The 12,143-nt window shown below is 49.7% G+C and carries 9 protein-coding genes and 1 pseudogene; 6 read left to right on the top strand and 4 right to left on the bottom strand.

Translation table 11 applies throughout. The features are described from left to right. Positions 1-2: 2 nt before the first annotated feature. Entirely contained in the window at positions 3-875 is an 873-nt protein-coding gene (gene ispE / locus AACH44_RS10600) for a 4-(cytidine 5'-diphospho)-2-C-methyl-D-erythritol kinase (protein ID WP_261849773.1), read from the top strand. 137 nt (positions 876-1,012) lie between these two features. After that, positions 1,013-1,960: a ribose-phosphate diphosphokinase gene (gene prs, locus AACH44_RS10605; protein WP_005968468.1), complete on the top strand. Its 948-nt coding sequence runs from the start codon at positions 1,013-1,015 to the stop codon at positions 1,958-1,960. 149 nt (positions 1,961-2,109) lie between these two features. Here prs and ltrA read toward each other — a convergent pair whose 3' ends face one another. Further along, positions 2,110-3,498: a group II intron reverse transcriptase/maturase gene (ltrA, locus tag AACH44_RS10610; RefSeq protein ID WP_338659228.1), complete on the bottom strand. Its 1,389-nt coding sequence runs from the start codon at positions 3,496-3,498 to the stop codon at positions 2,110-2,112. 533 nt (positions 3,499-4,031) lie between these two features. Further along, complete coding sequence (ychH, locus tag AACH44_RS10615; protein ID WP_261850207.1) at positions 4,032-4,301, bottom strand: stress-induced protein YchH; 270 nt, start codon at positions 4,299-4,301, stop codon at positions 4,032-4,034. A gap of 318 nt (positions 4,302-4,619) precedes the next feature. On the opposite strand from ychH, the gene pth reads away from it, so the two are divergent. From pth to AACH44_RS10630, 3 genes are all read left to right on the top strand, one after another. After that, on the top strand, positions 4,620-5,207 hold the full coding sequence (gene pth, locus AACH44_RS10620) for an aminoacyl-tRNA hydrolase (RefSeq protein WP_261850206.1): 588 nt from the start codon (positions 4,620-4,622) through the stop codon (positions 5,205-5,207). Between the two features lie 129 nt (positions 5,208-5,336). Beyond that, complete coding sequence (gene ychF / locus AACH44_RS10625) at positions 5,337-6,428, top strand: redox-regulated ATPase YchF (RefSeq protein WP_261850205.1); 1,092 nt, start codon at positions 5,337-5,339, stop codon at positions 6,426-6,428. A 214-nt stretch (positions 6,429-6,642) separates the two neighbouring features. Beyond that, positions 6,643-7,836 carry a tyrosine-type recombinase/integrase gene (locus AACH44_RS10630; protein WP_261850204.1) on the top strand — a complete coding sequence of 398 codons (1,194 nt, stop codon included), beginning with the start codon at positions 6,643-6,645 and terminating at the stop codon, positions 7,834-7,836. 220 nt (positions 7,837-8,056) lie between these two features. Here AACH44_RS10630 and AACH44_RS10635 read toward each other — a convergent pair. Next, positions 8,057-9,087, bottom strand: a pseudogene (locus tag AACH44_RS10635) (IS630 family transposase). 154 nt (positions 9,088-9,241) lie between these two features. On the opposite strand from AACH44_RS10635, the gene AACH44_RS10640 reads away from it, so the two are divergent. After that, positions 9,242-10,276, top strand: a complete 1,035-nt coding sequence (locus tag AACH44_RS10640; protein ID WP_261850241.1) for an IS110 family transposase — start codon at positions 9,242-9,244, stop codon at positions 10,274-10,276. A 523-nt stretch (positions 10,277-10,799) separates the two neighbouring features. Here the strand turns inward: AACH44_RS10640 and AACH44_RS10645 are convergent. Next, complete coding sequence (locus AACH44_RS10645) at positions 10,800-12,128, bottom strand: aspartate aminotransferase family protein (RefSeq protein ID WP_261849552.1); 1,329 nt, start codon at positions 12,126-12,128, stop codon at positions 10,800-10,802. Positions 12,129-12,143 lie beyond the last annotated feature (15 nt).

Below are 12,143 nucleotides of genomic sequence, written 5' to 3' on the forward strand. Positions count from 1 at the left end.
CGATGCAACCGACGGTTATTGATACATGGCCTGCCCCCGCCAAATTGAACCTGTTTCTTTATATTACGGGTCAGCGCAAGGATGGGTATCACCTATTGCAAACGCTATTTCAGTTTCTGGATTACGGTGACACGCTGACGATTCGGCCGCGTGATGACGATCGGATTAACCTGCTTACACCCGTTGATGGTGTAGATAACGAGCAAAACCTCATCGTGCGTGCAGCACGCTTATTACAGCAACACTGCGAACGCCATCATATTCACCCTATCCCGTTCGGCGCAGACATCAGTATCAATAAATGCCTGCCAATGGGCGGCGGGCTGGGTGGAGGTTCATCCAATGCTGCCACTGTTTTGGTCGCTCTCAACCACCTGTGGCAAAGCGGGCTGAACGTTGATACGTTGGCCGAACTGGGTCTGCAATTAGGTGCAGATGTTCCCGTCTTTGTTCGTGGGCATGCCGCCTTTGCCGAGGGTATTGGTGAACAGTTAACACCCGCGAATCCGCCAGAAAAATGGTATCTGGTCGCCCACCCTGGCGTAAGTATCGCCACACCGTTAATTTTCGGCGACCCTGAGCTGACGCGAAATTCGCCAATTCGTGATTTAGACACTTTATTAAACCAGACCTTCGTCAATGATTGTGAAGCTATCGCAAGAAAACGTTTTCGTGAGGTTGAACAGCTACTTTCATGGCTGCTAGAATATGCCCCGGCGCGCCTGACTGGAACGGGGGCTTGTGTGTTTGCAGAGTTTGACACCGAGTTCGCAGCCCGTCAGGTGCTTGACCAGGCCCCGGAATGGTTAAACGGTTTCGTCGCAAGAGGTGTTAATATCTCTCCGCTACAACGTACGCTTTCTGGGCAACGTTAGGTTTTGCCACACACCGGCTGCCACGCGGCCAGTCTGTAGCAAACTTAATTCATACACCCGTATGCATATTGTACCTGTTGTTTTTCCTTGCTTGGCAGGTGCAATATTTCTCTGGACGCAAGCCTGAGGTTCTTCTCGTGCCTGATATGAAGCTTTTTGCTGGTAACGCCATCCCGGAACTAGCACAACGTATTGCCAACCGTTTGTACACTAGCCTTGGCGACGCCGCTGTCGGTCGTTTTAGCGATGGCGAAGTCAGCGTGCAAATCAATGAAAATGTACGCGGTGGTGATATTTTCATCATCCAGTCCACCTGTGCACCCACCAATGACAATCTGATGGAACTGGTTGTGATGGTCGATGCTCTGCGTCGCGCTTCCGCGGGACGTATTACCGCCGTTATCCCCTACTTCGGCTATGCCCGCCAGGATCGTCGTGTGCGTTCCGCACGTGTGCCAATCACCGCGAAAGTTGTTGCTGACTTCCTATCCAGCGTCGGTGTTGACCGCGTTCTGACCGTTGATCTGCATGCTGAGCAGATTCAAGGGTTCTTCGATGTGCCAGTAGACAACGTATTCGGTAGCCCGATCCTGCTAGAAGATATGCTGCAACAGAATCTGGAAAACCCAATCGTGGTTTCTCCTGACATCGGTGGCGTTGTACGTGCCCGTGCAATCGCTAAGCTGCTGAACGATACCGACATGGCGATTATCGACAAACGCCGTCCACGTGCCAACGTTTCTCAGGTGATGCACATCATCGGGGATGTCGCAGGTCGTGACTGTGTGCTGGTTGACGATATGATCGACACGGGTGGCACGCTGTGCAAAGCGGCGGAAGCACTGAAAGAACGTGGGGCTAAACGTGTATTCGCGTATGCCACACACCCAATTTTCTCAGGCAATGCTTACGAGAACATCAAAAACTCTGTCATTGATGAAGTGATTGTCTGCGATACCATTCCGCTAGCGGAAAACATCCGCGCACTGCCGAATGTTCGTACATTGACGCTGTCTGGTATGTTGGCCGAAGCGATTCGTCGTATCAGCAACGAAGAATCCATTTCTGCGATGTTTGAACATTAATCACTGCTGATCGGGTAACCGATCGCAGAAGATGATGATGAAGCCACCTGTAACAGGGTGGCTTTCTTATAAAATCGAGTAGGAGGCGAGATTACTCCCGCCGTCCTCTCACACCACCGTACGTGCGGTTCCGCATACGGCGGTTCATGTTAACTCTGGAACTGCCGTTGCTGCTCCACTAGTGATATCAAGCCGAGTCGTCTGAACTGCGCCGTCTTTATCGCATCATTCATGTGACTCGACCCCGCGTTCCACCACGCTCCTCGCTGGTTACTCGCCGACCTCCACGCTCGCTTTTCACACAAGCCCGCTCGCATTAGCATTCGGGCTCGCGTATACGTTCGTTTCCATTGCCGCCACAGTAGACTGCGCAGTTTACGCCTGACCCAGCCGTCAATCTTCTCCAGAACTCCTTTTACTTCCGTGTATCTGAAGTAGCTCATCCAGCCTCGCAGTATCGGTGTGAGTTCATTGATTACGCCTTTCACTGATTTCGTCGCGTGCCCTGTCGTCAGGCTACGGATCTTCTCCTTCAGCCTCTCGACACTGCTCCCTGCGATCTTCAGTCGGGTCTGTTTGTGCCGTGTCACGCTGTATCCCAGGAACTTACGCTCCCACGGTCGCGCCACCGCACTCTTCTGCTCATTGACCTTTAGCTTCAGTATGTCTCTCAGGTACACCCTGATTGCCCTAAAGATATGCTCGCCTGCTTTGCGACTGCTCACGTAAATGTTGCAGTCATCCGCATAGCGACAGAAGCTGTGACCTCGACGCTCCAGTTCTTTATCCAGTTCATCCAGCAGAATGTTCGACAGTAGCGGCGACAACGGTCCGCCCTGCGGCATTCCCTTACCTCGCTTCTCTGTCTCGCACCCGTTCGTCATTTCCGCTTCAAGGTAGCGACGTATCAGTTTCAACAGCCGTTTATCCCTGACATGCCTCGCCAGACGTGACATCAAAATGTCATGATCCACCCGGTCAAAGAACTTTTCCAGATCCAGATCGACCACCCAGCGTTTCCCGCTTTGTATGTAGCGCTGTGCCTGTTGCACTGCCTGCCACGCATTGCGGTTACTTCTGAACCCGTAACTCGATTCGCAGAAGTGCGGCTCCACGACCGGACTGAGTTGTTGTGCTATCGCCTGCTGGATAAGCCTGTCCACTACCGTCGGGATACCCAGGGTTCTCACGCCGCCGTCCGGCTTTGGGATATCCACTCTGCGTATCGCCTGCGGCTGGTAGGCGCCCGTAATCAATGCCTGCCTGATACTCGCCCAGTTCTGTTTCAGCCACGGCTTCAACTCCGTCACTTTCAGGTTATCTACCCCTGCCGCGCCGTTGTTTTCCACCACGCGCTGATAGGCCAGCATCAGGTTCTCTCTCGTTATCACCGTTTCCATCGTCAACGGCATTTCCGCTTTCGTTTGCCCACCGACCGCCGTGGGGATTTCAGCACCCTCATGCAGCACTGACGGATACTGTCCGTCTCCTCTGCCGCTGGCCGCAGTGCTCTGCGCTTGTGCCTCATTAATTCCCATCGAGTATCGGTGTCCTAATCACGGTTAATCATGTTCAGCCCTTCATGCTGCCAGTTATGCAGCACTACTACGGCTTCGGCTGACTGCTGCACGTTCATCCCGTCGCCTCTCGACGCTCGGTAGCCCTGAAGCAAACGTGCAGCCCTCCCGGGGTAATTCGCGCGACCTTCCTGCTTATGCCTGTCAGCTTTACGTCACAGCGTTCTGTGCAAGTATTGGGCTTTGATGATATTTGCCACCTTACCCCGCTGTGCCGCCTAAACTGCTTCCTGTTCGTCAGGCCAGCATTTTGCCTTCAGCTTCCTTCAGATCCCACCTCGCGGTGGGCACCCTTGCCGTTCGGCTAACACTTCCCCTTGCCGGGTGTGTAGAGGACTTTCACCGCCAAGTCGCCCCTTGACCACTACAGTCAACGGACAGCGCCCGTCAAGGCGCTACGCGCCATGCCCGGCGCACAAACAAAAAACCGCCATAGCGAGGCTACAGCGGCTCTATTGTTCAATGTACATTAACGCCCATGACTTCATTAACGGCTATGGGTGATGCTGACGGCGGCAGCGCTTATCAAAGTGCTTAACCCACCAATAACGGTCTGAAACTTCTTCGCGCCCGCTAATACGCGCGCCGACCAACCAAAATATTGCGCCAGAAAAGATACCGACCAGGTCAATGTAAGTCATATATTCAGGGACATTCAGCTTAGGAAACTGACTGGCGATGGAGAAACCAATACTACCAATCATCAGAACCATACCCAGCCCCATCAACACATTACCCAATACTGCCACGTTCTTGCGTTTCATCTGCCACCTCCAGATTAATTCTGTGGATGAATCGGAGTGCCATTACAGGTTACTTCTTTATATTGGTGTAATTATAGACAATAACGCGGTTATATGATTGCGGGAGAGATCACAGATAAAAGGAATAATTAATATTTTTTTACGTTTAAACAAATAAATAGACAAAAATACGAATAATCACCCCATCCAACCCAATAAATAACATTGCATTTACATTCCAACACCGATATTTGGCTATCAACCACACGGTGTGTAAACTAGCGCTTTCGTTTATCACGCTACCCTGCGTAAGCTTAAGCACGTAATCTGGAATATACCGTGAGCAGCATTAAATTAATTGTCGGCCTGGAGAATCCCGGCGCTGAATACGCCGCCACACGCCATAATGCGGGCGCTTGGTTTGTCGATCGTCTGGCAGAGTCTTATCGTCAGTCGCTAAAAGAAGAAAGCAAATTTTTCGGTTACACCGCCCGTCTGAATCTGGCAGGGCAAGATGTACGTCTGCTGGTTCCTACTACATTCATGAACCTGAGTGGAAAAGCTGTCGCGGCAATGGCCACCTTCTACCGCATTCAGCCTGATGAAATCCTGGTTGCACACGATGAACTGGATTTATTACCGGGGATTGCCAAACTTAAACTAGGCGGTGGGCACGGTGGTCACAACGGACTGAAAGATATCATCAGTAAATTAGGTAATAACCCTAATTTCCATCGTTTACGCATTGGTATCGGTCATCCGGGTGATAAAAGTAAAGTGACCGGTTTTGTATTGGGTAAGCCGCCGATGAGCGAGCAGACACTGATCGACAGTGCCATTGACGAGGCTGTGCGCTGCACAGAAATCCTGATGAAAGAAGACATGATAAAAGCGATGAACCGCCTGCATGCCTTCAAAGCGGCATAATCTGGTCATAATGCGGATGGCAGATCGAGATAAATCGCCATTCCGTGTATAATCGGCCGAAATATTTCCATTCTGACAGGCAAGAGATAGTAATTGCCTGATTAATAAGTTATTTAAGGTGATATAAACATGGGATTCAAATGCGGTATCGTTGGGCTGCCTAACGTCGGTAAATCCACTCTGTTCAATGCGTTGACCAAAGCTGGCATAGAAGCGGCCAACTTCCCGTTTTGTACCATCGAGCCGAACACTGGCGTAGTGCCGATGCCTGACCCACGTCTGGACAAGCTGGCTGAAATCGTTAAGCCACAGCGTATCCTTCCAACCACCATGGAATTTGTTGATATCGCCGGTTTGGTGAAAGGCGCGTCTAAAGGTGAAGGCTTGGGTAACCAGTTCTTGACCAACATTCGTGAAACGGAAGCCATCGGCCACGTTGTACGCTGCTTCGAAAACGACAACATCATCCACGTCAACAATAAAGTTGATCCGGCCGATGACATCGAAGTCATCAACACTGAACTCGCATTGTCTGACCTTGACACCTGTGAGCGCGCCATGCATCGCGTGCAAAAAAGAGCTAAAGGTGGCGATAAAGATGCTAAAGCTGAACTGGCTGCGCTGGAGAAATGTTTACCGCAGTTGGAAAACGCTGGCATGCTGCGTTCGCTGGATTTAAGCGATGAAGATAAAGCAGCCATCCGCTACCTGAGCTTCCTGACGTTAAAACCAACGATGTACATCGCCAACGTTAACGAAGATGGTTTCGAAAACAATCCATATCTCGATAAAGTACGCGAAATCGCAGCCGCTGAAGGTTCTGTCGTCGTCGCTGTGTGCGCCGCCGTTGAATCGGATATTGCCGAACTGGATGATGCCGACCGTGAAGAATTCATGGCTGAGTTAGGCATAGAAGAACCAGGCTTGAATCGCGTGATCCGTGCGGGCTATGAACTGCTGAATCTGCAAACCTACTTCACTGCTGGCGTGAAAGAAGTTCGTGCATGGACCATCCCTGTCGGTGCTACCGCCCCACAGGCCGCAGGAAAAATTCATACTGACTTCGAAAAAGGCTTCATCCGCGCGCAGACTATCGCCTATGACGACTTCATCACCTACAAAGGTGAGCAAGGCGCAAAAGAAGCTGGGAAAATGCGCTCAGAAGGCAAAGAATACATCGTAAAAGATGGCGACGTAATGAACTTCCTGTTCAACGTCTAAATAAAATCTGCTGTCTCATGAGGTTTCACTGAATCTCATAACAACGGCAAAACACTATAAAATCCACGCAATTGCGTGGATTTTTCATTTCACAAAGTCTCAACTTATCTCGTAACAACGCAGTCAAAAATGAGTACATAGATGAGTACAACATTCTTCCATCTTCATTTTAAGTGAGTACAATAACGGTATATTAAATAAACAAGGCCCCGTTATGCTCACCGATACGCAATGCCGTACTGCCAAACCGAAAGAAAAAATCTATCGGATCAATGATTTCAATGGTCTCTACCTAGAAGTGAAACCCAATGGCAAAAAGGCATGGCGCTATCGGTTTAAACTCAACGGCAAATCCAGCATGTTCGCGTTGGGTGAGTACCCGACGGTCAAACTTGCCGAAGCTCGCGAGAAATGTGAGCAAGCGCGTAAACAAGTCGCAGATGGAGTTAGCCCGACACAGGCTCGCCAGTTAGATAAGATCCGCAAGGTCAACGATGCCTCCAACACCTTTGAGCTTATCGCCAAAGAGTGGTTGCAGATGAAAGACTGGGCCGACATCACCAAAACACGCCGCCTTGATATGCTTGAGCGTGTAGTTTTCCCCGCCATCGGCAAACTTCCTATCAGGGAAATCACCCCGCATCACATTCTTAAAATTCTTCAGGAAACCACTAAACGCGGCGCTCCGACCGTTGCCGCTGAAGCCCGCCGCACCATTTCATCGGTTTTTGAGTTGGCAGTCGCGACGCTCAGAGCTGATAGCGATCCTGTATGGCCGGTGCGCAAGGCCCTTCCCGCCAATAAGACACAGCACAAACAGGCACTGAATCCTCAGCAAATCGGAAAGTTATTAAGCTGTTTTGACAACAGTCGCGGCTCATACCAGGTTAACTATTGCATGTGGCTAATGTGGTGGACGCTGGCGCGGCCAGCCGAAGTAACCGAAGCAGAATGGGCAGAATTCGACCTTGATAACGGACTGTGGACCATTCCGGCAACGCGCATGAAAGCCCGCAGAGAACACGTTATTCCCCTTCCCTCACAAGCGGTCAAAACTCTTAGAATGCTACAAGGATTAACCGGACATCGGCAGCACCTTTTCCCGGGCAGGGATAATCCGAAAGGTCCAATGACATCACACTCCCTGCGTCAGCTACTAAAAAGCCTCGGCTGGAGTGGTACATATAGCCCACATGCAACCCGAACCACAGGAAGTACCCGTTTAAACGAGATGGGCTATCGACCTGATGCTATTGAGGCCCAACTTGCGCACGCTGATACCAACAATGTTCGTCGCACGTACAACCATGCAACTTATCTTGATGAGCGTAAAGTGATGATGCAGGAATGGGCGGATAAGCTTGAGGGATGGGTAAAAAGCACTGACAATAGTACTGATGTGTCGTAAACGATGATGCATTGGTGTGTTAATACTGATTAATAACGATTATTTCCCACCAGAGAATAAAAACCACATTTTAACCTACAATTTTGTAACCATATGATTTCACTAACATTGTTTGCCGTACTCATCCAGCGTTCAAATCCCTCTGTTTTTCTTCCCTCCATTAACACAGGACATCTCCATGAGCCGATACCATGTCTCTAAATAGCTTTTCATAATACTGCTACACCCTTGCCTTTCCCGGTGCATTTCCAGGGAAAGGCGAAGCAGCCTCCATGAACTGGGCTACGTTCTGCAATAACTGCCACATGTAATGACAGTGATGATTTCGTGTTACCGTTTCATGCAACTTATGCCAGAGCCCTTCTATTCTGTTCAGCCAGGGCGAGTAAGTCGGCAAAAACAGCAGGTTGAACTTCGGATTCTCTACCAGCCAGCGCTGGGTTTCCTTACTTTTATGAATGATGTAGTTATCTACTATCAGTGTGATAATGCTGGCGTGCCGGTATGTGCGTTTCAGTTTAACCAACAGATTTATAAACAATTTTGATGTCTTCTTTATTCCGCCTATATAGGTCACCTTTCCTGTGTCCGCGTGCAGTGCGCCAGCCAGATAATGTTTCTGATTCTGGCCCGGCGTCACTATCCGTTTTTGGTTACCTTTCTGGCTCCAGTCAGCGCCGATTTTCGGGTTGAGGGCAATATCAACCTCATCCTGATAAAACACGGGATGTTCCGAACTGTTGACAGCCAGCGCGGCCTGAATAGCGGTCATTTTTTCATCGTAATCTGGGTCGGAGAGCTTCAGTGTGGGGCAGCCCGACGCCAGACAAGACCGGCCATCTTAACCCAGCGATACAGGGTACTTCGTGAGGCATTAATGTTGAAAAAACCATTTATCTCCATGGTCAGCAATTCCAGACTCCAGCGCGAGCGTAGCCATCCGACATCCTGTGGCGAGTAATCAACCAGATGAGATAGCAGCGGCAATACAGGCTCTGGCGACCATTTCGGCGGTCGTCCTGCGGGTCGGCTTTCCAGTCCTTCGGCGCCACTTTGGGTAAACCAGTTTATCCAGCGTCCGACGGTGGAACGAGCAGCCTGAAGGTGTTTAGCCACATCGGAAACGGAGATGCCATCATCAAGCATTAGTAGAGCGGCAAGCCTGCGATAATGGTTCTTGTCGCGTGTCGTCTGCATGGTTTTCTGCATCAATTGACGCTCGTCGGGTTGGATAGGTGTTATGATCGGCATGACTCAGTCCGGTTGGTGATTTGGGATATTCAGCGATTGATCAGATCGCTCAACTTGGACTGAGTTCCCCCCCAAGTGATGTGATGGACGTCCCTCCTCAACATAATCCTGCCACACTTATGTTGAGCCGTCCCATTTATAGAGGAACAACATCATGAACACGATAAAAGTCGTCGGTATCGATCTGGCTAAATCCGTTTTTCAGCTTTGTGTCTGGATGAATGATGGGACCGTTGCCTGGAATCGAAAAGTTTCTCGCAGCAAGCTGTTAGATACTGTTCGTCAATTCCCGCCGGATACACTTATCGCAATGGAAGCTTGTGCAACCTCGCATTACTGGGGGCGGACTTTCCAATCCATGGGATACGCCATCCGGCTCATTCCAACCCAACATGTAAAGGCGTTAACTCGTCATCAGAAAAATGATGCCAATGATGCTCTAGCAATATGTGAGACGGCATTTCGTCCGGGGATTCACTTTGTTGCTGTAAAAACTCTTGAGCAGCAAGATATCAAAGCGCTGCGTTGTGCCCGTCAGTTGATGGTCGAACAGCGCACCGCCGCCGCCAATCAAATTCGTGCTCTGGCCGCTGAGCAGGGCTTCGAGTTCCCGGTTGGGATACACACTTTGCAACAGCGATTACCCGATTTGATTGAAGATGCGGAAAAGCCTGTGTCTCCGGTATTACGCCATTTGCTTTCCACTTTATTGGAAAACATCCACACACTGAATGAATATATTCGTTCAACAGAATATGAAATCGCAGCATTGTGTCAACAGCAACCCCGGTATCGAGCACTGATGACTATACCGGGTGTTGGCCCGCTCATCGCCGCCGCTTTTTTAAGTGAGGTTGATGCAGAACAATTTGCTAACGGAAGACAACTTTCCGCCTGGTGTGGTCTGGTTCCCCGGCAACATAGTTCCGGCGGGAAACACATCCTCACTTCGATGACTAAAAATGGTAACTGCGACCTTCGGACACTCATCATTCATGGAGCCAGAGCGGTCATGCGCTGTGCCCAAAAGCGGGATGACCGTCTTGGAAGATGGCTTAATCATGTCACTGAGCGACGGGGAAAAATGAAAGCCACCGTGGCGCTGGCAAATAAGTTAACACGTATTGTCTGGCGGTTGCTGTCTGAACCGGTTGATTTCAATATGGATAAGGCATTTGCGATGAAGTAATGATTTAGTTCGGCACAAAGTAAAAGATTTCCTGAGTTTGCAGGCACTGATGAGAAAACGGTAAACCAACCCTGTAATAACCTGAAGTAGATCCAGGTAGAAAATACCGGTCAAGTGATAAGGAAACAGGGTGCGGATGACATCATGGCGCGGGAAAATTTTCCCAAAAAGACGCCGGATATATGACAGCAAACCGTATCACGTCAGTACTTGTACGCCACGGGACGTCCATATATGATCTATTATTTCGGAAAGCTATTTAGTATGTTTACGCAATGAAAAACACCTCTCAATGTCTTCTCAAGAAAGTATTAAACAGCATCACTCTTAATTGCAGGTGATAAAAACACGAAAAGTTTACGAGCGGAAAAATATCACCCATAAAAATGTGGGTATTTTTATTTTCCATTGGATATTAACGAATGTAATAATGAGCCATAATTTACCGAGCGATAGAAAGATATTTTCTGTCACCCGGTAAGCTCATCATGACTTAATCTCAGCAAAGAATATGGCTGATTATTTATCTGATGAGACCCTTAATGTTATTAACATGTGTGACCACATCAGCAACGATATTACTGACTTTACTTACATCCTCTTTGCTGATGACCAACGGAGGTGCCAATGTGATAGCCCCACCATGTACACCGAGAATGACACCTTTTTGTCTGGCGTAACGACGAATAATGGCAGGCAAATCCGGATTGCTGGCGCAGAGCGGAGCACGACTTGTTTTGTCAGTGACTAACTCAAGCGCAACCAGTGCGCCGCGACTACGGATTTCACCAATAACAGGAACATCCAGCAGTGGAGCCAGCTCATCATGGAACTGTCTACCACGCGCACGCCCCTGCACAATGAGATCTTCACGCGTGAGAATATCAATACTGGCAGATGCCACGGCAGCAGCAACCAGATGCCCGGCAAATGACCCTCCGCTGTCCGTACCCGCAACCACCTCAGCCAGGTCTTTGTCCAGCAATAAGGCCGCAAGTGGCATGTATCCGCTTGCAATCCCTTTCCCCAGCACAATGATATCCGGTCTGAGGTTAAAATCATGGGATGAGAACCACGCCCCCGCCCGGCCAAAGGCCGTAACCACTTCGTCGGCAACCAGAAGTATACCGTGTCGCCTGAGCACTCTGTTCATACGCGGCCAGTAATCATCTGGCGGGGAAATAACCCCGCCCGGTCCAACGATTAATTCTGCAAACATTGCTGCAATATTTTCGGCCCCATGCTCACGAATAGCCTCTTCCAACTCCTGAACACAAAAATCTGTCAGCGGCTGACCGTGATACAACTCCGGATGATAAGGACGAACAGGAGTAAGCTGGATTATTTCCGGCTCTCCCCCTCCAATACCCAGCCGCCCTCCGGCAAGCTCAGCGCCTGCATAAGTACGCCCATGGAAGGCCCCTTTATGCACCAGAATCTTCCGTCGCTCAGGCTCACCCCGTCGGTAATGATAAAGGCGTGATAACTGTAATGCTTCATCATCAGCTTCGGAACCTGAGCTCATCAGCCTGACTTTACCGATATTATCGGGAGCTCTCGCAATGAGACGCTCAGCCAGTTCAATAGTCGGTAAGTTAGAAAAATCCCAGGCAATGGTAAAATGTGCCAGTGTACTCATTTGCTGGGCGGCAATATCCGCGATCTCCTGCCTGCCATGCCCAATTTGTGCAAGCCAGGCTCCAGCATGAGCATCAATATATTGCTTTCCGGTACCATCCCAAAGATGTGCACCGTCACCTTTAACCAACAGTATTTTTTCTCCACTGCGATACTGACTTGGATGTTGCAAAACCTGGCTATCACGTATTTGCCAATTATTATTTCCTGCCATTTTTAGCCAGCCTTT

The organism is Pectobacterium araliae, from assembly GCF_037076465.1.
Classification (GTDB): domain Bacteria; phylum Pseudomonadota; class Gammaproteobacteria; order Enterobacterales; family Enterobacteriaceae; genus Pectobacterium; species Pectobacterium araliae.